The sequence below is a fragment of the Streptomyces sp. HUAS MS02 genome, from assembly GCF_055702265.1.
In genome coordinates this window covers 6,445,442-6,471,455 of the sequence record NZ_CM146747.1, presented here as the reverse complement: position 1 = coordinate 6,471,455, position 26,014 = coordinate 6,445,442, and the positions used below count along the sequence as shown (strand labels likewise).

20 protein-coding genes are annotated in these 26,014 nt (G+C 71.5%); 15 read left to right on the top strand and 5 right to left on the bottom strand.

The features are described 5' to 3' along the window. Window positions 1-167: 167 nt before the first annotated feature. The 14 genes from ACZ9QC_RS27895 to ACZ9QC_RS27830 all read left to right on the top strand — a co-directional run bounded on the left by ACZ9QC_RS27895 (window position 168) and on the right by ACZ9QC_RS27830 (window position 19,884). Window positions 168-1,001: a hypothetical protein gene (locus ACZ9QC_RS27895; RefSeq protein WP_472915629.1), complete on the top strand. Its 834-nt coding sequence runs from the start codon at window positions 168-170 to the stop codon at window positions 999-1,001. A 144-nt stretch (window positions 1,002-1,145) separates the two neighbouring features. Continuing rightward, a complete protein-coding gene (locus ACZ9QC_RS27890; RefSeq protein ID WP_472915628.1) occupies window positions 1,146-2,420 on the top strand; it encodes an ROK family transcriptional regulator in 1,275 nt (424 codons plus the stop codon). A 135-nt stretch (window positions 2,421-2,555) separates the two neighbouring features. Beyond that, window positions 2,556-3,893, top strand: coding sequence for an ABC transporter substrate-binding protein (locus ACZ9QC_RS27885; RefSeq protein ID WP_472915627.1), 1,338 nt, complete (start codon window positions 2,556-2,558; stop codon window positions 3,891-3,893). Window positions 3,894-3,933: 40 nt separating this feature from the next. Then, on the top strand, window positions 3,934-4,875 hold the full coding sequence (locus ACZ9QC_RS27880; protein ID WP_472921829.1) for a carbohydrate ABC transporter permease: 942 nt from the start codon (window positions 3,934-3,936) through the stop codon (window positions 4,873-4,875). Continuing rightward, window positions 4,875-5,774: a carbohydrate ABC transporter permease gene (locus ACZ9QC_RS27875; RefSeq protein WP_472915626.1), complete on the top strand. Its 900-nt coding sequence runs from the start codon at window positions 4,875-4,877 to the stop codon at window positions 5,772-5,774. Before ACZ9QC_RS27880 ends, ACZ9QC_RS27875 begins: the two co-directional genes overlap by 1 nt. Window positions 5,775-5,781: 7 nt before the next feature. Beyond that, the gene (locus ACZ9QC_RS27870; RefSeq protein ID WP_472915625.1) at window positions 5,782-7,047 is read left to right on the top strand and encodes a 6-phospho-beta-glucosidase; all 1,266 of its coding nucleotides are present in this window, start codon (window positions 5,782-5,784) and stop codon (window positions 7,045-7,047) included. A gap of 128 nt (window positions 7,048-7,175) precedes the next feature. Further along, entirely contained in the window at window positions 7,176-8,132 is a 957-nt protein-coding gene (locus ACZ9QC_RS27865; protein WP_472921828.1) for an N-acetylglucosamine kinase, read from the top strand. Between the two features lie 276 nt (window positions 8,133-8,408). Beyond that, window positions 8,409-9,896, top strand: coding sequence for a hypothetical protein (locus ACZ9QC_RS27860; protein ID WP_472915624.1), 1,488 nt, complete (start codon window positions 8,409-8,411; stop codon window positions 9,894-9,896). A gap of 20 nt (window positions 9,897-9,916) precedes the next feature. Further along, window positions 9,917-10,966: a glutamate ABC transporter substrate-binding protein gene (locus tag ACZ9QC_RS27855; RefSeq protein WP_472915623.1), complete on the top strand. Its 1,050-nt coding sequence runs from the start codon at window positions 9,917-9,919 to the stop codon at window positions 10,964-10,966. Between the two features lie 67 nt (window positions 10,967-11,033). Next, window positions 11,034-12,359, top strand: a complete 1,326-nt coding sequence (locus ACZ9QC_RS27850) for a hypothetical protein (RefSeq protein WP_472915622.1) — start codon at window positions 11,034-11,036, stop codon at window positions 12,357-12,359. Continuing rightward, window positions 12,356-15,157, top strand: a complete 2,802-nt coding sequence (locus tag ACZ9QC_RS27845) for a serine/threonine-protein kinase (RefSeq protein ID WP_472915621.1) — start codon at window positions 12,356-12,358, stop codon at window positions 15,155-15,157. Before ACZ9QC_RS27850 ends, ACZ9QC_RS27845 begins: the two co-directional genes overlap by 4 nt. Next, on the top strand, window positions 15,158-16,477 hold the full coding sequence (locus ACZ9QC_RS27840; protein ID WP_472915620.1) for a PP2C family serine/threonine-protein phosphatase: 1,320 nt from the start codon (window positions 15,158-15,160) through the stop codon (window positions 16,475-16,477). A gap of 142 nt (window positions 16,478-16,619) precedes the next feature. Then, window positions 16,620-17,966, top strand: a complete 1,347-nt coding sequence (locus ACZ9QC_RS27835) for a vWA domain-containing protein (RefSeq protein ID WP_472915619.1) — start codon at window positions 16,620-16,622, stop codon at window positions 17,964-17,966. A 145-nt stretch (window positions 17,967-18,111) separates the two neighbouring features. Then, entirely contained in the window at window positions 18,112-19,884 is a 1,773-nt protein-coding gene (locus ACZ9QC_RS27830; RefSeq protein WP_472915618.1) for an FHA domain-containing protein, read from the top strand. Between the two features lie 120 nt (window positions 19,885-20,004). Here the strand turns inward: ACZ9QC_RS27830 and ACZ9QC_RS27825 are convergent, their stop codons facing one another. Continuing rightward, window positions 20,005-20,985, bottom strand: coding sequence for a methyltransferase domain-containing protein (locus ACZ9QC_RS27825; protein ID WP_472915617.1), 981 nt, complete (start codon window positions 20,983-20,985; stop codon window positions 20,005-20,007). Between the two features lie 125 nt (window positions 20,986-21,110). Between ACZ9QC_RS27825 and ACZ9QC_RS27820 the strand changes: the two genes are divergently transcribed. After that, window positions 21,111-21,524: a globin gene (locus ACZ9QC_RS27820; RefSeq protein WP_472915616.1), complete on the top strand. Its 414-nt coding sequence runs from the start codon at window positions 21,111-21,113 to the stop codon at window positions 21,522-21,524. Between the two features lie 6 nt (window positions 21,525-21,530). Here ACZ9QC_RS27820 and ACZ9QC_RS27815 read toward each other — a convergent pair whose 3' ends face one another. From ACZ9QC_RS27815 to ACZ9QC_RS27800, 4 genes are all read right to left on the bottom strand, one after another. Next, a complete protein-coding gene (locus ACZ9QC_RS27815) occupies window positions 21,531-22,223 on the bottom strand; it encodes a DUF8010 domain-containing protein (protein WP_472915615.1) in 693 nt (230 codons plus the stop codon). Next, window positions 22,220-22,630 carry an acyl-CoA thioesterase gene (locus tag ACZ9QC_RS27810; RefSeq protein ID WP_184893989.1) on the bottom strand — a complete coding sequence of 137 codons (411 nt, stop codon included), beginning with the start codon at window positions 22,628-22,630 and terminating at the stop codon, window positions 22,220-22,222. Before ACZ9QC_RS27810 ends, ACZ9QC_RS27815 begins: the two co-directional genes overlap by 4 nt. A gap of 6 nt (window positions 22,631-22,636) precedes the next feature. Then, window positions 22,637-24,301: an energy-dependent translational throttle protein EttA gene (gene ettA, locus ACZ9QC_RS27805; protein WP_472915614.1), complete on the bottom strand. Its 1,665-nt coding sequence runs from the start codon at window positions 24,299-24,301 to the stop codon at window positions 22,637-22,639. Between the two features lie 269 nt (window positions 24,302-24,570). After that, the gene (locus tag ACZ9QC_RS27800) at window positions 24,571-26,004 is read right to left on the bottom strand and encodes a Cys-Gln thioester bond-forming surface protein (RefSeq protein ID WP_472915613.1); all 1,434 of its coding nucleotides are present in this window, start codon (window positions 26,002-26,004) and stop codon (window positions 24,571-24,573) included. Between the last annotated feature and the right edge of the window lie 10 nt (window positions 26,005-26,014).

Sequence of the window (26,014 nt, the reverse complement as noted above, 5' to 3'; positions counted from 1 at the left end):
CTGGAACGCTCGCATCCGCTTGACCTGGGGCTTCACCCGGACCTTCTCGACCGCCTTCACAGGTGCCCCGCATTCCCTTCGCACGCGTGATCGCTTAGTGTCGCCCCTACAGCGGGCCCTTGTTCTGGAGCGCAACGCCCAGGGGCCCGCCACGAATGTGGGGACTCATGCGCAAGCTCGCCATAGGCGCCGCCGTGTCCGGCGCCCTGGCTCTCACCGGCCTGGCCGCGCCCGCCGCGCTGGCCGACTCGCCGGCTCTGACCTTCGGCACCATCACGGTCAACAACGGCAAGCCGATCGCCGTGGGCACCAGGGCCGCGGTGACCGTGCCGGTCACGTACAGCTTCACCCGGCCGGACGACTTCGTCATCGACTACAAGAACAACTTCCTGGGCGTCGCCATCTACCGGGGCAGGCTCGCGGAGCCCGCCAACGCCATCGAGAGCTCCTCCAGGAAGCCCACCTGCACGACGACGGCGACGACCGACACCACGGTGACCGAGTCCTGCTCGACGAAGCTCACCATCGACCCCCGCATGCTCTACACGGCCGCTGACGCCACGGACTGGAAGGCCGCCGCCCTCTACGTCGAGTCCGCGATCGACGAGGACGACTCCGACGGCCACATCGGCTTCCACAGCGGCGTCGACGTCTGGGGCAACCTCGGCACCGCCAAGCTCCAGCGGATCTCCAAGGTCACCGTGAACGCCACCCCCGAGCCGGTCGTCAAGGGCAGGACCCTGACCGTCAAGGGCGCGCTCACCCGCGCCGACTGGTACACCGGCAAGTACGCCGGCTACAAGGGCCAGAAGGTCACCCTCCAGTTCAAGGCGAAGGGCGCCACCGCCTACACGGATGTGAAGACGGTGACCTCCGGCACGGGCGGGGCCCTGTCCACCACCGTGAAGGCGTCGAAGGACGGCTCGTTCCGCTACAAGTTCGCCGGTACGTCCACCACCGCGGCGAAGACGTCCGTGGCGGACTTCGTCGACGTGCGGTAACAGCACCACACCCCGGCCCCCGGACGGCGACTCCGCCGCCCGGGGGCTTTTTTCATGGCCGGTTATTGACGCTCGCCTGGTCTAGTCCTATCGTCCTGGCATCCGATAGGAAACTTTCCTAACAGTTGGGCAGGTGGCGGACCCATGGCAGGAACCCCTCGCGTACTGCGCGCCATGAACGACCGCGCCGCACTCGATCTGCTGCTGGAGCACGGCCCGCTCTCCCGGACCCGGCTCGGCAGGCTGACGGGGCTGTCCAAGCCGACCGCCTCCCAGCTCCTGGCTCGCCTCGAAGCCGCCGGCCTCGTGGTCGCCACCGGCACCGGCACGGACGGACCCCGCGACGGCGGCCCCGACGCAGGCGGGTCCGGCACCGGCGGGTCAGGTACGGGCGGGTCCGGTACGGGCCGCCCCGGCCCCAACGCCCAGCTCTACGCGGTCGACCCGACCGCCGCGTACGCCGCCGGCCTCGACGTCACCCCCGAACGAGTGCTGGCCGCCGTCGCCGACATCACCGGCCGCACGGTCGGCGAGCACGCCGTCCCCACCCCCGGACGCCGCGCCGCCCAGCCGGTCGTACGGCAGGTCACCGCCGCCCTCGACGGAGCGGTCAAGGCCGCCGGGCTCACCCGGTCCGACGTGCATCGGCTGGTCATCGGCACACCGGGCGCCTTCGACCCCACCACCGGACGGCTGCGGTACGCCTCGCACCTGCCCGGCTGGCACTCCCCCGCCCTCCTCGACGAAATCGCCGCCGCGCTGCCGATGCCGGTGGAGTACGAGAACGACGTGAACCTCGCCGCGCTGGCCGAACAGCGGCTGGGTGCGGCCAAGGGCCACGACGACTTCGTGCTGCTGTGGAACGAGGGCGGTCTCGGCGCCGCGGTCGTCCTCGGTGGACGGCTGCACCGGGGGTTCACCGGGGGCGCCGGCGAGGTCGGCTTCCTGCCGGTCCCGGGCGTGCCGCTGGTCCGCCATGTCACCAAGGCGAACAGCGGCGGCTTCCAGGAGCTCGCCGGTTCGCAGATCATTCCCCGGCTCGCCCGTGAGCTGGGGATCTCTCCGGTGCCGGAGGGGCCGTACGCCGAGGTCGCGGCGGCGCTCGTGGCCCGGGCCGCCGAGGTCGACTCGGGGGCCCACCGGCAACTTCTGGCCACGTACGCCACGGGGCTCGCCACAGGTATCGCGTCACTCGTGGCCGTGCTCGATCCCGAACTCGTCGTCCTCAGCGGTACGGCACTGACCGCCGGCGGTGAGCCGCTGCGGGCGCTCGTCGAGGCCGAGTTGGCGGAGCTGGCGGCTTCCCGGCCGCGGCTCGTGCTCGGTGACGTACGTGAACACCCTGTGCTGCGGGGCGCGTTGGAGAGTGCGCTCGCGGCGACGCGTGACGAAGTCTTCAACACGTTGACACTCCGCTGAGTTCGGCCGCGTTCGGGGTCGTTTCACAACTGCCGGCCCGTCGTGGCTGGTCGCGCAGTTCCCCGCGCCCCTGGGGTTTCCCGGGCGCGCCCCATTCCTCGCAGATCCCCCCTTCCTTCCTCAGGAGACTCCGCCATGTCCGGAATATCCAAGAACGCGGTGATCGCTGTCGCCGCCACCGCCTCCCTCGCCCTCCTCGCCACCGCCTGTACGGGGCAGTCCGGGTCCACCGCCTCCGACGACCCCGACGCCAGGACGACCATCACCTTCTGGCACGGGTGGAGCGCGCCCGGCGAGGTGGAGGCGATCCAGGCGAACGTGGACCAGTTCGAGAAGGAGCACCCGAACATCACGGTGAAGGTCGTCGGGAACATCAACGACGACAAGCTCAACCAGGCGCTGCGAGCGGGCGGTTCGAAGGGGCCGGACGTGGTGTCCTCGTTCACCACGTCCAACATCGGCAAGTTCTGCTCCTCCGGGGCCTTCGCCGATCTGAAGCCCTTCATCGAGAAGTCGAAGCTCGACCTCGACAAGATCATCCCGAAGCCGATGCTGGACTACACGCAGTTCGAGGGCACCCGGTGCGCGCTGCCGCTGCTGGGGGACGCGTACGGGCTGTACTACAACAAGGACGCGTATCGGAAGGCCGGCATCGAGGCGCCGCCGAAGACGTGGTCCGAGTTCGCCGAGGTCGCGAAGAAGCTGACCGAGTCGAAGGGCGACAGCTACTCCCAGCTGGGCTTCATGCCGAACTACCACGGCTACGAGACGGTCGTGGACCACTACATGTCCCAGTGGGACCACGCCTACTTCGACGCGGACGGCAAGTCGAACATCGCCAAGGACCCGGCGTTCGCGGAGATGTTCACGTACCAGAAGAAGCTGGTGGACTCCCTCGGCGGCTTCGCGAAGCTGGAGAAGTACCGCAACACCTTCGGTGACGAGTGGGGGGCCAAGCACCCGTTCCACACGGGTCAGGTGGCCATGCAGCTGGACGGCGAGTGGCGGCTCGGGATGGCGAAGGCCGCCGGGACCGACTTCGAGATCGGCACCGCGCCGATGCCCGTGGCCGACGACGAGGTGGACGAGTACGGCAAGGGCTTCCTCTCCGGCACGATCATCGGTATCGCTCCGCAGAGCGAGAAGCAGAACGCGGCCTGGGAGCTGGTGAAGTACCTGACGACCGACACCGAGGCCGTCGTGTCCTTCGCCAACGCCATCCACAACGTGCCGTCCACGTTCGCGGCGCTGAAGTCGCCCGACCTGAAGGTGGACGAGGGCTTCCAGACCTTCCTGGACATCGCCCAGAACGAGCACTCGAACACCCCGCCGGCCTCGGTCAACGGCTCCACGTACCAGACGACGCTGCAGGACTTCGGCTACCAGTACGAGTCCGGCAAGGTGACGGACCTGCGGAAGGGGCTGGAGAAGACCGCCCAGCAGATCGACACCGACATCGCGCAGGCGAAGTAGCGGCAGCGGTATCCGTCGGATGTCCACGCACTCGCCGCGCGTGTCCTCGCACACGCTCCGTTCGAAGCGCCGCAGGTCGGCGCTTCGAACGGTGGCCTTCCTGTCCCCCTGGCTGATCGGGTTCGGCGTCTTCTTCGCCTATCCGCTGGTGTCCACCGTGTACTTCTCGCTGATGAAGTACGACGGATTCGGCACCCCGGTCTTCCGCGGCCTGGGCAACTGGTCCTACGTCTTCGACGACTACCCGATGTTCTGGCCGGCCCTGCGCAACACGCTCTGGCTGGTGCTGGTCATGGTGACCTGCCGGGTGCTCTTCGGGCTCGGCGTCGGTCTGCTGATCACCAGGATCAGGACCGGGGCGGGGGTCTTCCGCACCCTCTTCTATCTGCCGTACCTCGCCCCGCCGGTCGCCGCGACCCTGGCCTTCGTCTTCCTCCTCAACCCCGGGACGGGGCCGGTCAACGCGGTCCTGGGCGACCTGGGTCTGCCGACGCCCGGCTGGTTCACCGACCCCACGTGGTCCAAGCCGGCGCTCACCGCACTCGCGCTGTGGGGCGTGGGCGACCTGATGGTGATCTTCATGGCGGCGCTGCTCGACGTGCCGAAGGAGCAGTACGAGGCCGCCGAACTGGACGGGGCGTCGGCCTGGCAGCGGTTCCGGTACGTCACCCTGCCGAGCATCTCGCCGATCGTGATGTTCGCCGTGGTCACGGGCGTGATCCAGACCATGCAGTACTACACGCAGCCCCTGGTGGCCGGGAAGGTCGCCTCCGGCATCATCGGCGGCTCCGGGCAGCAGTTCGAGCCGGGCTACCCGGACAAGTCGACCCTGACGCTGCCCCAGCTCGTCTACAACCTGGGCTTCCAGCGCTTCGACTACGGCGCCGCCTGTGTGGTCGCCCTCGTGCTGTTCGCCCTGTCGATGGTGTTCACGGCGCTGCTGATGCGGCGCCGGGGCGGACTGATCGGAGCGGGTGACTGATGACCCAGGTACTGGACGTGCGCGAGGAACCCCTGGCGACGGTGACCGCCCCGGACAGCCGGCGGGCCGCCCGCCGCCGGGCCCTGCTGGAGTGGATCGCCGTCCACTCGCTGGGCGTCGCCGCCGCGCTCTTCTTCACCCTGCCCTTCGTCTTCGTCGTGCTGACCTCGCTGATGAGCGACCAGCAGGCGCTCACCCGCGATCTGCTCCCGGACACCTGGGAGTGGGGCAACTACCGCCAGGTCCTCGACACTCCCGGCTTTCTGACCTGGTGGCGCAACACCCTGGTCTACGCGGGCCTCGGCACGGTCCTCACCGTCGTGTCGTCCGTCCCCGTGGCGTACGCGCTCGCCAAGTTCCGCTTCCGCGGCCGTCATCTGACGCTGATGCTGGTCATCTCGATGATGATGCTGCCGCCACAGGTCGTGGTGATCCCGATGTACCTGTTCTGGGCCAAGCAGATGGACCTGTCCGGTTCGCTGTGGCCGCTGATCATCCCGATGGCGTTCGGGGACGCGTTCTCCATCTTCCTGCTGCGCCAGTTCCTGATGACCATCCCCAACGAGTACCTGGACGCGGCCCGGGTCGACGGCTGCGGCGAACTGCGCACCCTGCTGCGGGTCGTCCTGCCGATGGCGAAGCCCGGCATCGCGGCCGTCGCGCTCTTCCAGTTCTTCTACGCCTGGAACGACTACTTCGGACCGCAGATCTACGCCTCCGAGAACCCGGCCGCCTGGACGCTCAGTTACGGGCTGGAGTCCTTCAAGGGCGCGCACCACACCGACTGGAACCTGACCATGGCCGCGACCGTGCTGGTCATGGCCCCGGTGATCCTCGTGTTCTTCTTCGCTCAGAAGGCGTTCGTCGAAGGCGTCACCCTGACCGGAGTAAAGGGTTGATACAGCTATGAAGCTCACCGTGGTCGGCGGAGGGTCGACCTACACGCCCGAACTCGTCGACGGGTTCGCCCGGCTCAGGGACACGCTGCCGATCGAGGAGCTGGTGCTCGTCGACCCGGCCGCCGACCGGCTGGAGCTGGTCGGCGGCCTGGCCCGCCGGATCTTCGCCCGGCAGGGACACCCCGGCCGGATCGTCACCACCGGTGACCTGGACCGGGGCGTCGAGGGCGCGGACGCCGTGCTCCTCCAGCTGCGCGTCGGCGGCCAGGCCGCGCGTGAGCGGGACGAGACCTGGCCGCTGGAGTGCGGCTGCGTCGGGCAGGAGACCACCGGCGCGGGCGGCCTGGCGAAGGCGCTGCGCACGGTCCCGGTCGTCCTGGACATCGCCGAGCGGGTGCGCCGGACCAGCCCGGACGCCTGGATCATCGACTTCACCAACCCGGTGGGGATCGTGACCCGCGCCCTGCTCCGGGCCGGCCACAAGGCGGTCGGTCTGTGCAATGTGGCGATCGGCCTCCAGCGGAGGTTCGCCGCGCATCTCGGCGTGGCCCCGGCCGAGGTCCACCTGGACCACGTGGGCCTCAACCACCTCACCTGGGAGACCGGGGTCCGCCTCGGCGGCCCCGCGGGCGAGGACATCCTGCCGAGGCTGCTGGCCGACCACGGCGAGCGGATCGCGGCCGAACTGCACCTCCCCCGCCCGGTCCTGGACCGCCTCGGCGTGGTCCCGTCGTACTACCTGCGCTACTACTACGCCCACGACGAGGTCGTACGGGAGCTGGGGACCAAGCCCTCCCGTGCCGCCGAAGTGGCCGCGATGGAGCGGGAGTTGCTGGAGATGTACGCCGACCCTGCGCTCGACGAGAAGCCCGCGCTGCTCGCCAGGCGGGGCGGGGCCTTCTACTCGGAGGCGGCCGTCGACCTCGCCGCGTCGCTCCTGGGCGACGGGGGCAGCCCGTACCAGGTCGTGAACACCCTCAACGGCGGCACGCTGCCGTTCCTGCCCGCCGACGCCGTGATCGAGGTGCAGGCGGCCGTGGGCCCGGACGGCGCGGCCCCGCTGCCGGTCCCGACCGTGGACCCGCTGTACGCGGGCCTGATGGCGAACGTGACCGCGTACGAGGACCTGGCCCTCGACGCGGCCCTGCGCGGCGGCCGGGACCGGGTGTTCCGGGCCCTGCTCTCCCATCCCCTGATCGGCCAGTACGAGTACGCCGAGGCCCTGACCGACCGGCTCCTCGCCCACAACCGGGAGCACCTCGCGTGGGCATGAGCGACGGCGTGCGCGGGCGTGACGGCGGGCACGAGGACGACGGCCGGCGTGAGGACGACGGCGACCTTGCGGGCGGTGATGAGCTTGAGGGCGGTGGTGGGCGCGGGCCGGGCGCCGGGCCCGGCAGTGTGCTCGCCGTCGACGCGGGCAACAGCAAGACCGACGTCGCCGTCATCGCGCCCGACGGGGAGGTGCTGGGCGCGGCGCGCGGCGGGGGGTTCCAGCCGCCGACGGTCGGGGTGACCACGGCGGTCGACGGTCTCGCGGAGGTCGTACGGCGGGCCTTCGCCGAGGCCCGGGTCGCCTCGGTCGACCATGTCTCGGCCTGCCTCGCCAACGCCGACTTCCCCGTGGAGGAACAGGGCCTGGCGGCGGCGTTGCGCACGCGCGCGTGGGGCACGACCGTCGAGGTCCGCAACGACACCTTCGCGATCCTGCGGGCCGGTGTGGCCGAGCCCCGGGGCGTGGCGGTGGTGTGCGGTGCCGGCGTGAACTGCGTCGGCATGCGCCCCGACGGCCGCACCGCCCGCTTCCCCGCGCTGGGGCGCGTCTCCGGTGACTGGGGCGGCGGTTGGGGCCTCGCCGAGGAGGCGATGTGGCACGCGGCACGTGCCGAGGACGGGCGGGGCGGCCCCACGGCACTCGCCCGGACGCTGCCCGCGCACTTCGGCCTGGACTCCATGTACGCCCTGATCGAGACCCTGCACCTGGGACACATCCCCGCCGTCCGCCGCCACGAGCTGACCCCGGTCCTCTTCGCCACGGCGACCGGCGGCGACCCGGTGGCCCGCGCACTGGTGGACCGGATGGCCGAGGAGGTGGTGGCCATGGCGACGGTCGCCCTGACCCGCCTGGACCTCCTCGGTGAGGAGACCCCCGTCCTCCTCGGCGGCGGGGTCCTCGCGGCCCGGCATCCCCTCCTCGACGCCCGGATCCGTGAGGCGCTGGCCGCCGCCGCGCCCAAGGCCGTCCCCCGGGTGGTCACGGCCGCCCCCGTGCTGGGCGCGGCGCTGCTCGGCCTCGACCACGTGGGCGCGCCGCGCGGCGCGCACGCGCGCGTGCGGGCGCACTACGAAAGAGGCTGACTCCGCCCCCGCGCCACCCCCGGATCTCCCCCTCGAACGCGTTCGAACCCCCAGGGAACCGAACCCGAACCAACCGCGTATTCATGGGCAGGGGGTGGTGCGGGAAGCCTTGTGCTGCGCCGGAATTCGACACGCACGGTGCCTACGGACACGATCGGGGAACAAGATCGAGTCAAGGTCTGTGCGTCGTCAGTCCCGACGGCGATACTTGCGGCCGTGCACCTCTGTCCGCGCGAGCGGGCGGAAGCGATGGACGGATGACCAGGGGGAGGTCAGGTGACATTCACGCCGGAGGGCAGCGCGGCACCTACGGCACCACCCACGGGCCCGGGCCCCGCCGTGCCGTCGCAGTCCGCACCCGTACCCGTACCGAGATCCCCCGCGCCGGCCCCGGCCCCGGACGGCGGGCCGCCGCGCAGGACGGCGTTCGCGGAGGGCGTCGACCAACTCCGCGCGGCCGCGACGACCGAGCCCGGCCGGCTGCGCATCATCGGCGCCGTCCTCGCCCTCCTGGTCGTCGCGTTCGGCTCGGTCACCGCCTGGCAGATGAACGACCGCGCGGCCGCCGCCGACGACGTCCTCCACGGCAGCCAGCCGCTCAGCTCCGCGGCGGCGGATATCTACAGCTCCCTGGCCGCCGCCAACACGGCGGCCTCCAGCGGGTTTCTCGCGGGTGGGCAGGAGACCCCGGAGTCGCGCGAGGTGTACGAGCGGGAGATGGGAGATGCGGCGAAGGAGCTGGCCTTCGCCGCGACCGCGTCGGAGTCCGGCTCCGACTCCGAGCAGCGCATCGCCAAGCTGAACGCCCTGCTGCCCGAGTACAAGGGCTTGGTGGAGCGGGCCCGCGCCAACAACCGGCTGGGCTACCCGTTGGGCGGCGCCTACCTGCGCTACGCCAACGACAAGATGCAGAAGATGCTCGAAGAGGCGAAGAGCATCTACGACAACGAGAACGAGCGGCTCCGCGACGACTACGCGGACGCCACGTCGTACCCCTGGGCCGCGCTCGGCCTCGGCGCCCTCGCCATCGGCGGCCTCGTCTGGGCCCAGCGGCGCAACTACCGGCGCACCAATCGGGTGTTGAACCACGGCCTGGTCGCGGCGACGGCCGCCTCGACCGTGGTCCTGCTGTGGCTGGCCGGGGGCCACACCCTCGCCCGTGCGGGGCTGAACGACTCCTACGAACACGGCGTACGGTCGCTGACCGTCCTCAACGACGCCCGCATCGCCTCTCTCACCGCCCGGGGCAACGAGAACCTGACGCTGATCAGCCGGGGCGCGCAGTCGATCAAGATCACGGTCGACGGTGAGAAGGTGAGCGTGGACGAGTTCGACCACATGTTCGAGAAGGAAATGCGCAACCTGCAGGACCGGTTGGCCGCCGCCGAGCGGCTGGCCGACGACAGCGGCGGCGCGAAGCCCGTGCGGGCCGCGGGCCTCGCCATGGAGGAGTGGAACACGCGGCACGACAAGGCCCGCGCCGCCGACGACAGGGGCGACTACCAGTGCGCCCGGGACCAGGTGATCGGCGGCAAGGCCACGGACGACTGCCCGGACGGTGCCAAGCCGACAGGGCAGTGCTTCGACCAGGTCGACACGAATCTGGGCCTTGCGAGCACCTACGAGTGGAACGAGTTCAAGACCGCTGCCCAGAGTGGCCGTGGCGCCATGCTCGGACTCCCGTTGGGCGCCGCCGTACTGGCCGTGCTGGGCGCGGCGGGCGCGGTGCTGGGCATCGGACGCAGGCTTTCGGAGTACCGGTGACGGCGGCGGGAGGAGGCACGGTGGAAGGGCTCGCGATACATGCGGTACGGCGCCTGCGGGCCGGCCTCAGTGGTTGGGGCGGCGTGGGCGCGATGGCGGTCCTCTGCGCCCTGACCCTGGTCTTCGCCTTGGTGCTGCCGGTGAAGAGCACCCGCAGCGACGGCGGAACGGGCACCGGGGGTCAGGGCATGGCCCGGGGTACACAGGTGCGGGCCGACGACTGCAAGACCATGAAGGACCCGGAGAACCAGAGCCTGCGGCCCTCCACCGACGCCTCCGGCAGGGCGGTCGAGCGCATCGAGAAGAACGACTACATCACGGTCGGCGTCGACCAGAACAGCTACCGCTGGGGCTACCGCGACCCGAACAGCACGAACGACGACGCCCAGCTGGAGGGCTTCGACATCGACATCGCGCACCGCATCGCCGAGGAGATACTCGGCGACCGGGAGAAGGTGCGGTTCAAGGCGATTCCCACCAGCCGACGCATTCCCGCGCTCCAGGAGAAGGAGGTCGACATGGTGGTCCGCACGATGACGATCAGCTGCGACCGCATGCAGGATGTCGCCTTCTCCCAGCCGTACTTCAAGACCGGGCAGCAGATCCTGGCCCCCAAGTCCTCGCCGATCAAGGGCTACGGCAGGACGCTGGCGGACAAGAAGATCTGTACGGCGGACACTTCCACCGCCTGGTCCACCCTGAAGGCGGGGAAGGAGTCGGGCAAGCTGCCCGCCTCCACCGACATCTCCCTGACCGTTCCCAACCAACTCGACTGCCTGGTAAGGCTCCAGCTCGGCCAGGTCGACGCCGTGGTCACCGACGGCGCCCTCGCCGCGAGCCAGGCGGCGCAGGATCCGACCGTGAAGCTGGTGGGCGAGCCCTTCACCACCGAGTACTACGGCGTGGCGATGAACCAGGAGGACACGGATCTGGTACGCCGGGTCAATCAGGTGCTGGTGGACTATCTCAAGGACGGTTGGCAGGAGTCGTACGACAACTGGTTGTCCGAGACCCTCGGGCCCGACTTGGCGCGGTCCAGGCCACTCGCCCCCCAGCAGTACAGGGACTGACGCACCGGGACCGACGTACAAGGACCGCATTCAACTGACGGACACCGACAGCAGCGAGAGGTGATCGATGGGCGTCGCGGGATCCACCGGGCCGGTGATGGACCGGGACGAGGTGGACCGTGCGCTCGCGCGGCTCGGCGCGGAGCACGAGGCCATCGAGACCTCGCTGCTCGCCCTCCAGGACCACGCGGGCCGCAGGCTGCTCGAAGGCGCCGAGCTGACCGGCGTCACCAAGGAGCGCTGGACCGCCGCGGACGCGTCGATCACGCTGCTGTGGGCGTACTTCGACGCGTACACGGACGCGTTGCACAGCGCCCGGGAGATCCGTTCGCGGCGCCGCTGGTCCAGCCGTGAGGACCTGGTGGAGCTGACCGAACTGCTGCGCGGCGAGGCGGTCACGGTCGCCGGCTCCGCGACGGCGATGGCGAACGCGCCGACACTGCAGGGCACGACCCGGCTCAGCGAACAGTTCTCGCTGGTCACGCTCGTGGACCGGATGAACGACCTGTACGCGTCCTCGCTGGACATGGTCGTGGCCGCCGACGCGGTGTGGTCAGCGCTGCCCGCCAGAATCGATCTACTGGCCGCCGAGCTCCAGCGCACCCGTCAGCTCGCACACTCCGTGGGCGTACGCCCCGGCGAGCATCCGGCCGGCGACGACCTGGAGCGGATCACCCGCACCCTGACCCGGCTCCGTGAGCAGGTCGTCTCGGACCCGCTGGCCTTCTGGGTGCCCGCGCCGGGCAGTTCGGCGCCCGGCGGCGGCCGCCCGGACACCTCCACGTACGACCGGGAGGCACGGGCCCTGGAGGACGTGCGGCGGGAGATCGACGCCGTGCTGACGGTCCGGCAGGACGCGGAGGCCCGGCTGGTGAAGCTGCGGGACGTCCTCAGCCGCGCGGACCGCACGCTGGCCGAGGCGCGCAGCGCGCGCGGTGAGGTGTTGGCGAAGATCGCCGCGACGGAGGTGCCTGTGGTGAGCGGCCCGCCGACGGTGTTGCAGGAGCAGTTGGCGATGGCGGCGGAGTACCGCAGACACGCGCAGTGGCACCGGCTCTCCCCGCTCCTGGAGTCGTTGGAGCAGAAGGCCGACGACGAACTGCTGCGGGCCCGCGAGTCGTTGACGGCGGTCACCGCGCCGCTGGCGATCCGCGCGGAGCTGCGCGGCCGACTCGACGCGTACAAGGCGAAGGTCGCACGGCACGGCTTCGCGGAGGACTCGCTGCTCGTCGAGCGGTACGACGCGGCGCGCCGCATGCTGTGGAGCGCCCCGTGCGACCTGCGGGTCGCCGAGATGGCGGTGCTGCGCTACCAGCAGGCGGCCGCCGAGCTGCTGGGCCAGTCGGTGCCGGTCCAACGTGCTCCGCAGGACCGGAGGGAGGAGCAGTCGTGAGTCAGACGCAGGAGAGCCCGGCGGGTGAGGAGACGCCGCGGCAGTCGTGCCAGCGGCCCGGTTGCTCGGGTGCGTACGAGGACGTGGGCGGCGGCGAGCTGTACTGCGACGAGTGCGGTCTCGCGCCGGTCGTCTCGGCGAGCGGCATGGTCAACTCCCCGCCGACCGGCATCACCGGGGGCGGGCGGGGCTCGCGCGGCTCCGGTTCCGGCAGCTCGCGCTCCTCGCGCACCTCCGGGCGCTCCTCGCAGTCCCGGCGCTCGGTCTCCGGGCGGCTCTCCCGCGCCCTGTCCGGGCGGTCGACGGGCCGTTCGGTGTCGGTGCGCAGCTCCGGCAAGACCTCCGGCACCTCGGGGCGGGCGCGGCTCGGCGTGGGTCTCGTCCAGGTCCCGGACGTGCCCCGTCCCGACCCGCGCTCGATGGTGCTGGAGACCGCCGAGGTGCCCGAGCGGAAGCGGTTCTGCTCGCGCTCCGACTGCGGCGCCCCGGTCGGCCGGGCGCGCGGTGACCGGCCCGGCCGCACGGAGGGCTTCTGCACCAAGTGCGGCCACCCGTACTCCTTCGTGCCGAAACTGCACGCGGGCGACATCGTGCGCGGCCAGTACGAGGTGGTGGGCTGTCTCGCGCACGGCGGTCTGGGCTGGATCTATCTGGCCATAGACCGGGCGGTGTCGGACCGCTGGGTCGTGCTGAAGGGCCTGCTGGACACCGGCGACCAGGACGCGATGGCCGCCGCGATCTCCGAGCGCCGCTTCCTCGCCGAGATCGAACACTCCAACATCGTCCGCATCTACAACTTCGTCGAGCACCTCGACCAGCGCACCGGTTCGCTGGACGGGTACATCGTCATGGAGTACGTCGGCGGCAAGTCGCTGAAGGAGATCGCCAACGGCCGCCGCACGGCGGACGGGCGCCGCGATCCGCTGCCGGTGGAGCAGGCGTGCGCGTACGGCATCGAGGCCCTGGAGGCGCTCGGGCACCTGCACAGCCGGAACCTGCTGTACTGCGACTTCAAGGTCGACAACGCGATCCAGACCGAGGACCAGCTCAAGCTGATCGACATGGGCGCGGTGCGCCGGATGGACGACGACGAGTCGGCCATCTACGGCACCGTCGGCTACCAGGCTCCCGAGGTCGCCGACGTGGGCCCGTCGGTCGCCTCCGACCTGTACACGGTCGCGCGGACGCTGGCGGTCCTCACCTTCGACTTCCAGGGCTACACGAACGTGTTCGTGGACTCCCTGCCCGACCCCGACAACATCAAGGTCTTCCGCCAGTACGAGTCGTTCTACCGGCTGCTGGTACGTGCCACCGACCCCGACCCGGCCCGCCGGTTCGCCTCCGCGCAGGAGATGTCGGAGCAGCTGACGGGTGTGCTGCGGGAGGTCGTCTCCCTCCAGACGGGCCGGGCCCGGCCCGCCCTGTCGACGATCTTCGGGCCCGAGGTGAAGGTCACGGACACGGAGCTGTTCGCGAAGCTGGACGGGGATGTGTCCAGGCTGGGCCGGCGCCGCGACAAGCCGACCGCCAGGAACGGCGGTTCGGCCTCCCGTACGGCCTCCGGTACGGCCGTCGGCTCGGCTTCCGGTTCGGCTTCCGGTACGTCCGCGCTGCTGACCGGTGGCCCGGCCGCCCCCGTCCGGCTCACCCGACAGCTCGACACCGCCGCCGCGGCCCTCGCGCTGCCCGTGCCGCGCGTGGACCCGGGGGACCCGAACGCCGGGTTCCTGGCGGGGCTGATGACCTCCGCCCCGACCGAGCTGATCACGGCGCTGCACGCGGCCCCCAGCGGCTCGCTGGAGCTGCGGCTGCGCGAGCTGCGGGCCCGGCTGGAGATGGCCGAGTTCACGATCGCCCTGGCCACCCTGGACGCCCTGGAGCGGGACCACCCCGACGACTGGCGGGTGGTCTGGTACCGGGGCGTGGCCGCGCTCGCCACCGGCGACCACGAGAACGCCGCGCTGTCCTTCGACGCGATCTACGACGCCTTCCCGGGTGAGCCGGCCCCCAAGCTGGCCCTCGGCCTGTGCGCCGAGGTGCTGGGGCAGCTGGACAACGCCGCCGAGTACTACCGCCTGGTGTGGACGACCGACCCCAGCTTCGTCAGCGCCGCGTTCGGGCTCGCCCGGGTGCGGCTGACCGCCGGGGACCGGCAGAACGCCGTGCTGACCCTGGAGTCCGTACCGGAGGCGTCGATCCACTACACCGCCGCCCGGGTCGCCGCCGTACGGGCCCGCCTCAGACACCGCGCCGAGGCGACGCTCGGAGCGGGAGCGTTGACGGGCGGAACCCTGGCGGGCGGATCCGTGGCGGCGGGAACGGCGACGCCGGGGACCGCGACGGCCGGGACCACGCCTTCCGGGGCCGACCCGTCCGGAACCGTCCCGACTGGGGCCGACCCGTCCGGAGCCATCCCGACTGGGGCCGACCCGTCCGGAACCGTCCCCTCCGCGGCCGTGCCGACCGGAGCCTCGCCCGAAACGTCCTTCCTGGACGACCTGACCGCGGCCGCCGGGCAGATCGAGGCGCTCGGCGGATACGGTCTGGACGCGGTGCGCCGCGAGCAGTTGTCCACAGAGGTCCTCGGCTGCGCCCTGGACTGGGTACTCTCCGGAGGCCAGGGCGCCGCGCCCCCGGCCGGCGAGCGGGTGCTGCTGGGCAGCACGCTGGACGAGCGCGGCCTCCGCTTCGGACTGGAGCGGTCGTACCGCACACTGGCCCGGCTCGCCCAAGGCGGCGAGGAGAGGATCGACCTGGTGGAACGTGCCAACCGTTACCGCCCCCGGACGTGGGTGTAGTTGATGTCGCAGATGCCCCAGCCGACCGCGCTGACGAAGTGCCCGATCTGCGAGTGGCCCCTCGCATCGGACGACCGCTTCTGCGGTGCGTGCGGCCATGACCTCTCGGCGGCCCCCGCACGGCCGCAGGACCAGCCGACCCTCACCATGAACGGGACGTCGGGCGCCGCGCCCGACGAGGCGGCGCCCGTGGACTGGCCCGTCGCCTCCGAACCCAGCACCGACACACCCCCGCCGGTGGTCCGCCCCACCGACATCCCGGGCACCGACTCCGGCGGCGGCGAACTGCCCGGACCGGGACGGGGCGTACGGTTCGACCGGCCCCGCGAGCCCGACGAGTACCCGCTGGCCGCGCCCCAGCCGCCGGACCCCCGCACCACCGACCTCGCCACCCCGCCGGCCGGCATGAAGGTGTGCGTGGCCTGCCGCGCGGGCCACGTCGACCGGGACGGCTACTGCGAGAACTGCGGCCACGCCCAGCCCCGTGAACGCGACCACATGGAACTGGAGTTGGGCGCGGTCGCCGCGGTCAGCGACCGGGGCCTGCGCCACCACCGCAACGAGGACGCGTTCGCGATCTCCTCGACCGCGCTGCCCGACGGCTCCCCCGCGGTCGTCGCGATCGTCTGCGACGGCGTGTCCTCCGCGACCCGCCCCGACGACGCCTCGCTCGCCGCGGCCCGCTCCGCCAACGAGACGGTCCTGGAGTCGCTGCCGCGCGGCACCCACCCGCAGCAGGCCATGCACGACGCGATCGTCGCCGCCGCGAGCGCCGTCAACGCGCTCGCGGAGGAGCCGGAGACGGCCCAGGAGCACGCTCCGCACCAGAACGCGCCGGCCTGCACCATCGTCGGCTCGATCGTCACCCCGAGCCTGCTCGTCGTCGGCTGGGTCGGCGACAGCCGCGCCTACTGGGTGCCGGTGGACCGCAGCGCGCCCCCGGCCCGGCTCACCGAGGACGACTCGTGGGCGGCACAGATGGTGTCCGCGGGACTGATGAACGAGGCCGAGGCGTACGCCGACGAGCGCGCCCACGCGATCACCGGCTGGCTCGGTGCGGACGCGTACGAACTGGAGCCGCACACCGCTTCCTTCAAACCGGACCGGCCGGGTGTAGTGGTGGTGTGCACCGACGGACTGTGGAACTACGCGGAGGCCGCCGAGGAGATGGCCGAGGCCGTGCCGCTGGACGCGGCCGAGCGGCCATTGCGCTGTGCGCAGGTCCTGGTGGGCCGCGCTCTCGACGGAGGCGGCCACGACAACGTAACAGTGGCGATCCTGCCGTTCCCGGCCCCTCCTCAGGGGGCAGGATCGGCCTGAGGGTGCGCGCGGGCCGGATGTTCGCGGGCGCCCCGGCGGCCGGACGGGAAGGGCCGACGGACCGGAGGGGACCGGTCCGGGTACGGGCACGCACGATCATCACCCCACGTGCTGTGGGGCCGCGAGGGGGATCAGAGTAGGCATGGCCAATTTCTCGAAGTCGAACGTGCCGCAGTTCTCGGTCGAGGTGTACCAGAACGAGTACCTGCCCGAGGGCGGCCGCGAGGTGAACGCCATCGTGACGGTCAGCGCGACCGGCGGCGGCACCATCGGCAGCGCGGTCGCCGCGCCGCACCTGTACTCGCCCGGGCAGGGGCCGTCCGCCGCCGTGGCACTCATGGTCGACTGCTCGGGATCGATGGACTACCCGCCGACCAAGATGCGCAACGCCCGGGACGCCACGGCCGCCGCGATCGACACCCTGCGCGACGGCGTCCACTTCGCGGTGATCGACGGCACCCACGTGGCCCGGGAGGTCTACCCCGGCGGCGGGCGGCTCGCGGTCGCCGACTCCACCACCCGGGACCAGGCCAAGCAGGCTCTGCGCAGGCTCAGCGCGGGCGGCGGCACCGCCATCGGCACCTGGCTGAAGCTCGCCGACCGGTTGCTCGCCTCGGCGGACGTCGCCATCCGGCACGGCATCCTGCTCACCGACGGTCGCAACGAGCACGAGTCGCCCGAGGATCTGAAGGCCGCGTTGGACGCCTGTGCCGGACGGTTCACGTGTGACGCGCGTGGAGTGGGCACCGACTGGGAAGTGAAAGAGGTCACGGGCATCGCCTCCGCGCTGCTCGGCACCGCCGACATCGTGGCCGACCCGGCCGCCCTGTCCGCGGACTTCACACAGATGATGGAGGCGGCCATGGGCAAGGAGGTCGCCGACGTCGCCCTCCGGGTCTGGACCCCGGTCGGCACGAAGATCAAGTTCGTGAAGCAAGTGGCGCCCACGGTCGAGGAGTTGACCGACCGTCGCACCGAGGCGGGACCGCGCGCCGGTGACTACCCGACCGGCTCGTGGGGGGACGAGTCCCGCGACTACCACGTGTGCGTCGAGGTCCCGGCCGCCGACCTCGGCCAGGAGATGCTGGCCGCCCGGGTCTCCCTCGTCATCCCGCAGTCGGACGGCAGCGCGCAGAACCTCGGCGCCCAGGGTCTGGTGAAGGCCGTGTGGACCGACGACATGGTCGCGTCCACGTCGATCAACCCCCAGGTCGCGCACTACACGGGTCAGGCCGAACTGGCACAAGTCATCCAGCAAGGTCTGGATGCCCGTAAATCCGGCGATTTCGACGGAGCAACGGCCAAGCTGGGGCGGGCCGTTCAGCTCGCCAGCGCCTCGGGGAACGCGGATACTGCGAAACTGCTTGCGAAGGTGGTGGACGTGGTCGACGCGGCGACAGGTACTGTGCGACTGAAGGCGAAGGTCACGGAGGCCGACGAGATGACTCTCGAGACACGGTCGACAAAGACTGTTCGTGTAAAGAAGTAGCTGCAAGCAAACAGGAAACACCCGGAAACACCGCTGCACAGAGCCTGGCTCCCCCACCGGGGATCCGGACGGAAGCGGCCACACCGGCCCGTCGCGGCCACAGGAACCGGCCGTGAGGCCGGAAAGGAGAGGGGGAAGCGCCGACATGCCGACCTGCCCGAACGGACACCAGTCGGGTTCCGACGACTGGTGCGAGGTCTGCGGTCACCGTATGGCCGGTGCCGTACCCCCGCCGCCTCCACCGCCGCCCCCGGGCGCCGGTTACGGATACCCGCCGCCCGGCTCCCCGCCCCCGCCTCCCGGCGCGGGCGGCCCGGGGGGACCTGGAGGTCCAGGGGGTCCCGGTGGACGCCCGCGCCTCGGAGCCGAGCCAGAACTCTGCCCGCAGTGCCGCACGCCCCGCGAGGGCGGCGCGCCCTTCTGCGAGGAGTGCCGGTGGAACTTCCTGACCAACACGGCGACGACGTACACGCCTGCCGCCCCGAGGCCCCCGGCCCCCGGGCCGGGTCCTGGTGGCCCTGGTCCCGGTCCCGGCGGCCCCGGCCCCGGCGGTCCTGGCGCCGGCGGGAACCCGGCGCTCCGCTTCCAGCAGCCGCCTCCGCCGTCCTACGGCGGCGGCGGTGACGGGTACGACTACCAGAGCTCCCGCCCCTCCCAGGTGAACCGTCCCGCCGAGCCGATCCCGCCGGGCCCGCCGTTCGGCGGCGAGCCGTCGGGGCCGGGCGGGCCCGGCGGGCACGCCGGTCAGGGTCCCGGTGGACCCGGACGCCCGGGGGGTCCCGGTGGTCCTGGCGGTCCCGGTGGCCCGTCGGGGCAGGGAGGTCCCTCCGGGTTCGGCGGCGGGCCTTCGGGCCAGCCGGGGCCCGGCCAGGGCGGTCCTGGCCAGGGCGGTCCGTCCGCGTTCGGCGGTGACCCGTCACGCCCCGGGGCCTCGGCCTTCGGCGGCGACCCTTCGCGACCCGGCCCCTCGGGCTTCGGCGGCGACCCCTCACGTCCCGGGCCCTCCGGCTTCGGCGGCGACCCCTCACGACCGGTTCCGCCACCGCCCGGGCCTACGCCGGGCGGCCCCGGTGGACCTGGCGGACATGGCGGCGGGCCCGGTGGACCTGGCGCTTCCGGTTTCCCCGGCGGCCCGGGTGGCCAGGGTCCCGGTGGCGGTCAGGGCCACGGCGGCGGTCAGGGCCACGGCGGCGGTCCCGGTGGTGGCGCGCCGCAGGCGTTCCAACAGGCAGGAGCCACCGCTCCGCCCGCCTTCCCGCAGGAGACCCGGCGCCCGCAGCCCGGCGGCCCCGGCGGCCCCGGTTCCGGCGGCGGCCCCTCGTTCGGCGGTGACGACGACTGGGTGATCTCCCCGCCGTCGACCGGCCCGGGCGGATCCGGCGGTCCCGGCGGTGCGGGTGGACCCGGCGGCCCCGGGGGTCCCGGCGGCGCAGGTGCCCGTCCGGGTGGCTACGGCTACCCGCAGCCCGGTGCCACCCAGGCCCCGCCCGGCCCCGCGTACCCGCAGGCGCCGACGACCTGGAGCGCCACCATCGGCCCCGATCGCGACTACTTCATGGCGATGATGCAGCGCTCGGGCCCGGAGGCCGCGGGCCTGAACCTGCCCGCGTACTCCCCGGAGCAGCGGCGCGCCCTCACCGGCAACCAGATCACCATCGGACGGCGCCGCCACTCCACCGGCGACACCCCCGACATCGATCTCTCGGTGCCGCCGGAGGACCCGGGCGTCTCCCACCAGCACGCGGTACTGGTGCAGCAGCCCGACGGCAGCTGGGCGGTCGTCGACCAGAACTCCACGAACGGCACCACGGTCAACGGTTCCGAGGACCCCATCCAGCCCTTCGTCCCGATCCCCCTCCAGGACGGGGACCGGGTTCACGTGGGCGCGTGGACGACGATCACGATCCGCCGGGGCTGACCCGCCCCACCGGCAGTGCGACACGGCTCAGGGCCGACCGGACACCTCGGTCGGCCCTGAGGCCGTCTGTGCTGCCCGAAGACGGCCACAAGTCGTCGCTGCTCCCCGCGGGGGCCCCGGTCAGGGCAGCGGCCAGGCGTACGGGCCCTCCGGGTCGTCCAGCCAGGCCCAGGCACGGTCGCCGCGGACCGTGATGCCGTACCGCTCGCGGGACGGCATCCCCTCGCGCTGCCACAGGGCGAGTGCCTCGTGCGGGTCGAGACTGGCCGCCGTGAGGGCCAGCAGGAACCGGAAGAGCTCGTGATCCCTGGCCCGGTGCGGCAGACCGCCCAGATGCGGGTGGACCGCTTCCGGCTCACTGCTTCCGCGCAGGGGCACGAAGTACGCCGAGGTGTGCAGGAAACGCCCTTCCGCGGTCTCGGCGTCCTCGACCCGAAGCCGGACCAGCCCCGTCGCCAGCGGCGTCAGGATGCGCGCGCCGGCGGTGCACTGGGCGAGCCAGGCGCGCGGGATCGAAGGCAGTGTGCAGGTCGCGATGATCCGGTCGTACGGCGCCCGCTCGGGCACCCCGCGTGCCCCGTCCCCGGTGACGACGGTCGGGTGGTACCCGGCGGCGTCCAGGTGCCTGCGCGCCGCCTCGGTGATGTCGGCGTCCAGATCGACGGTGGTGACCAGGTCGTCCCCGAGCCGGTGCGCGAGCAGGGCGGCGTTGTAACCGGTGCCGGCGCCGATCTCCAGTACCCGGTCGCCGTCCTCCACCTCCAGCTCGGCCAACATCTTGGCCATCAGCGACGGCTGGCTGCTGGAGGAGATCAGCTCCCCGTCCCGCACCCGCGTGGCGAGCGGTGTGTCCGCGTACGCGCCCCGCACCCAGCGTTCCCGCCGCCTGGGATCGCGCTCCTCGCCCCACAGCCGCTCGAAGCCGCCCAGGGCGCCCACGTAGTAGTACGGGACGAAGAGATGCCTGGGGACGCTCTCGAACGCCTTCCGCCACTGAGGGTCGGCGTCCCACGCCCCACTCGCCTCGATCTCCCGCACCAGCGCCGATCGGGCCTCGGCGGCGAGGCGTTCCAAGTCGTGGTCCACAGTGTGCGTGCCCATACCTCCACTGTGCGGCCGGACGCCCCCGGAGGCGAGCACCTCGACGCTTCGGTCCGGAATCAGCCGGTCCGCGCCCTTTCGGGATGGTCCTAAGCCTCAAGACCTCCGCCGCCGCGTCTGAGACCATGGGGAGCGTGAATGAGATTCGGCGCGGCACGCTTCAGGAGCAGACCTTCTACGAGCAGGTCGGTGGCGAGGAGACCTTCCGGCGCCTCGTGCGCCGTTTCTACGAGGGTGTCGCCGAGGACCCGATCCTGCGCCCCATGTATCCCGAGGAGGACCTGGGCCCCGCCGAGGACCGCCTCACCCTGTTCCTGATCCAGTACTGGGGTGGTCCCACCACGTACAGCGAGAACCGGGGCCACCCGCGGCTCCGCATGCGCCACGCCCCCTTCACCGTCGACCGCGCCGCCCACGACGCCTGGCTGAAGCACATGCGCGACGCCGTCGACGATCTCGGCCTCTCCGAGGAACACGAGCGCACCCTGTGGAACTACCTCACCTACGCGGCCGCCTCGATGGTGAACGCCCCGGGCTGAGCGGGTTCAGCGGACGCTGACGCCCAGCGTTCCCAGTCCCGCCCTGCGCACGGCGATCGACCCGTACGGTGTGCGCAGGCGGAGCCACGCGCCCGACGAGAACAGCCCCGGTGTCGCCGTCCCGGTCGTGCCGGACGCGCGCGGGGGGCGGAGGAAGCCGAGGGACTGTGCCGCGTGCACGGCGCGCACCGGCAGCGGCGTGTCCCCGACCGTCCGGGACCAGATCTCCCGCCCGATGCCGTCCAGCTCGGCCCGTGTACGGCGCTCGGGCGGCAACTCCTCGGTGCGGGACCGGAATTCACGTACCGCAGCGGAGACCATCGCCGCCAGCGCGTCCGGTGCGGGCAGTCCCGCCTCCGGCCGCCAGCCGCCGCGCGGGGGGAGCACCCCGGCCCACGGCGGTCCGGTCACCGCCGCCGGGACGACCGCCGTGGCGCCCGGCTCGTCGATGGACTCCAGGAGTTCACCGGCCGACACGGTCACGTCGAGCGTGGCGTCGAGCCCGCTCTCGTAGGGCTTGGCGAGGCGAACGGCCCGGATCGCCAGCACCTCGAAGGACGGTGGCCGGCCGAAGACGGCCAGCGCGGTGCCGGCCGCCTGGAGGCGCACCGCGGCTCCACGGTCGTAGTGGAGCAGCCGGGAGAGGAAGGCCGCGAGATCCGCCGCCTCCCCCTCGTCGGCGAGGTGGAGCACCGTCATGCGGCGACGGCCTCCTCCTCGTCATCCCTGTACCCCTCCAGGAACTCGCGTTCCTCGGAGGTGATCCGGCGGGGTCGCTGCGTCGCGAAGTCGAACGGCACGATCACCGTGGAGGCCCGGACGTAGACCTGGTCCGGGTCCTTGACCTCGTAGGTGATCGTGAACGACGCCGCTCTTATCTCCGTGACCCACAGCTCGATGTCCACGGGCTGGTGCCGGTGGACCAACTGCCGCTTGTAGTCGATCTCATGGCGTGCCACCACGGACCCCTGCTTGAAGTCCTTCTCCGGGCGGAACAGGAAGTCGATACGGGCTTCCTCCAGGTAGCGGAGGAAGACCACGTTGTTGACGTGGCCGTACGCGTCCATGTCCGCCCAGCGCAGTGGGCAGCGGTAGATGTGCCGCAAGATCGATCAGCCCCGGGTCAGCTTCTTGTAGGTGGCGCGGTGCGGACGGGCGGCGTCCGCACCGAGACGCTCGATCTTGTTCTTCTCGTACGACTCGAAGTTGCCCTCGAACCAGAACCACTTGGACTCGCCCTCGTAGGCGAGGATGTGCGTGGCCACCCGGTCCAGGAACCAGCGGTCGTGGGAGACGACCACGGCGCAGCCGGGGAACTCCAGGAGCGCGTTCTCCAGCGACGACAGGGTCTCGACGTCGAGGTCGTTGGTCGGCTCGTCGAGGAGCAGCAGGTTGCCGCCGAGCTTGAGGGTGAGCGCCAGGTTGAGGCGGTTGCGCTCACCGCCGGAGAGCACCCCGGCCGGCTTCTGCTGGTCCGGGCCCTTGAAGCCGAACGCGGAGACGTAGGCGCGCGAGGGCATCTCGACCTGGCCGACGTTGATGTAGTCCAGTTCGTCGGAGACGACGGCCCAGAGCGTCTTCTTGGGGTCGATGTTCTCGCGGCTCTGGTCGACGTAGGAGATCTTGACGGTGTCGCCGACCTTGATCGAACCGGAGTCGGGCTTCTCCAGACCCTGGATCATCTTGAACAGGGTCGTCTTGCCGGCGCCGTTCGGGCCGATGATGCCCACGATGCCGTTGCGCGGCAGCGTGAAGGAGAGGTCGTCGATGAGGACCTTCTCGCCGAAGGCCTTGCTGAGGTTGTTGACCTCGACGACCACGTTGCCCAGACGGGGGCCCGGCGGGATCTGGATCTCCTCGAAGTCCAGCTTCCGCATCTTGTCGGCCTCGGCCGCCATCTCCTCGTAGCGGGCCAGACGCGCCTTGGACTTGGCCTGGCGGCCCTTGGCGTTGGAGCGGACCCACTCCAGCTCTTCCTTGAGCCGCTTGGCGCGCTTGGCGTCCTTCTGGCCCTCGACCTTGAGACGGGTCTGCTTGGTCTCCAGGTACGTGGAGTAGTTGCCCTCGTAGCCGATCGCGCGGCCTCGGTCGAGCTCCAGGATCCAGCCCGCGACGTTGTCGAGGAAGTACCGGTCGTGGGTGACGGCGACGACGGTGCCGGGGTACTTCGCGAGGTGCTGCTCCAGCCACTGCACCGACTCGGCGTCCAGGTGGTTGGTGGGCTCGTCGAGCAGCAGCAGGTCGGGGGCCTCCAGCAGCAGCTTGCACAGGGCGACGCGGCGGCGCTCACCACCGGACAGGTTGGTGACGGGCCAGTCGCCGGGCGGGCAGCCCAGGGCGTCCATGGCCTGCTCCAGCTGGGTGTCCAGGTCCCAGGCGTTCGCGTGGTCCAGGTCCTCCTGGAGCTTGCCCATCTCGTCGAGGAGCGCGTCCGAGTAGTCGGTCGCCATGAGCTCCGCGACCTCGTTGAAGCGCTTGAGCTTGCCCATGATCTCGGCGGCGCCGTCCTGCACGTTCTGCAGGACCGTCTTGGACTCGTCCAGCGGGGGCTCCTGGAGGAGCATGCCGACGGTGTAGCCGGGCGACAGGAACGCGTCACCGTTGGACGGCTGCTCCAGGCCCGCCATGATCTTGAGGACGGTGGACTTACCGGCACCGTTCGGGCCGACCACACCGATCTTCGCGCCGGGCAGGAAGCTCAGCGTGACGTCGTCAAGGATCACCTTGTCGCCGTGCGCCTTGCGTGTCTTGCGCATCGTGTAGATGTACTCAGCCAAGAGAAACCGTCCGGCAACTTGAGATCTGGCAGTGGGCAGTACCACCCATCTTGCCGCACGGCCAGCCCTCGACGGAAACCGGATGGTGAGCCCTCTGCAAGAACGACGCGGCCCCGGCGCCTGGGAGGCGTACCGGGGCCGCGTAGAACGCACGTGTCACCGCGCGGTCACTCACTGTCGAGTTGTCAAGGAGCTCTCTTTCTCACACGGTCGACAGACCGGCCGCCGTTCCTCGACCGCCCGGCCGCCGTTCCGCGTCCGGCGATCCCTCAGGGGTTCCGCTTGCGGATGAGGACCATCACCGCGCCGCCGATCACGAGCAGCCCGATCGCGATGCCACCGATCACCGGCGTCGCGCCGGAGCTGCCGGTCTCGGCGAGGTCGTTCCCGGTGTCGGTCACCGTGCCTCCCCCGACCGTCGCCGGGCTCGGCTCGCTCAGCGTCTGGACCGAGTCGCCGCCCACCCCGGCCTCGGTCTCGGTGCGGCAGTCGAGCACGCCCCGGAACTGCTTCGCGTAGCCGTTGGGGCCCTCGATCGTGAAGTCGTACGCCTGGTCCTCCTGCAGCGGGATCGTCACCGTCCGGGTGCCGCCCGCCTCGATGGTGTACGTGATTCCCATCAGGTCGAAGGTGAAGGGCTTGTCGCCCTCGTTGGCGGCCGTGATGTCCAGGCCGCCCTCGGCGCAGTTCTTCTCGGCGGACAGTGCGGGTATCGCGCCCTTCTCGGCCCAGTGCGCGGTCGCCGTCGCGGAGACCGTGGACTCGCTGGAGCCCGCGAGGATCTGGGTCTGGCTGCGGGTCTCGGAGGCGAAGGCACGGCCGACCGGGACGGTCGTCGAGGCCTCCACGGTCAGCTCGGCCGTGCCGTCCACGGTGTCCTCGGGCACCTCGAAGTACAGCTCACTGCCGTCCCCGGCCGAGGTCACGGCCTCACCCTCGGCGTCGACGACCTTCACACCGTCCGCCGTCGCGTCCGAGGGCGGGGTCACGCTCACACCGTCGGCGTTGGTGCGCACCGTGACCGGGCCGAGCCGCTCGCCGGCCCGCCCGGACACCGCCGGCGGGTCGAGGGTGAGGGAGGCGGTCGGCTCCGCCAGGTTCCGCGCGCTCTTCTGCAGATAGTCCGCGAGCTTCTCCGCCTCCGGGTCCAGGGCCGTCACATCGGCTCCGTCGGAGTACCGCCAGATCGCCACCTGGGTACCGGTCGCGGCGTCCTGTTCCGTGAGGCCCTTGGCCCCCGCCTTGTCGGCGAGCGCCGCGAGGTCGTTCACCTGCGGGTAGGAGTTCTGCAGGATCCAGCGGATTCTGCCCGCGTCCTTGTTGGCCCCCAGGGAGGTGCCGCTCCAGGGGGTCTCCTGGTACTTGGCGTCCTTCTGCGTCGGGTTCTGGACGTCGACGCAGTAGGTCTGCAGGGTGCCGCCGCCGTCGACGAACATCTCGAACAGCCCTGCGGGGAGCTGCTGTTCCCGGCCCTCGTCGGTACGGAGCACGGCCGTCCCGTACGTCTTGAGGCCGCCTATGGTCGCGGTCGCCCCGCCGGAGCTCTGCGGCGTCCCGTCGGCGGCGACCGGGCTCGCGGTGGCGATCGCGCCCGCGACGACGAGGCCGGACACGAGCGACACGGCGGCCAGTCGGCCGGCCTTTCGCCTGCGTGCGGCCCGCCTGGACCCACCGGAGATCGACGCCGAGAACCAAGAAACCACAGAAATTCCC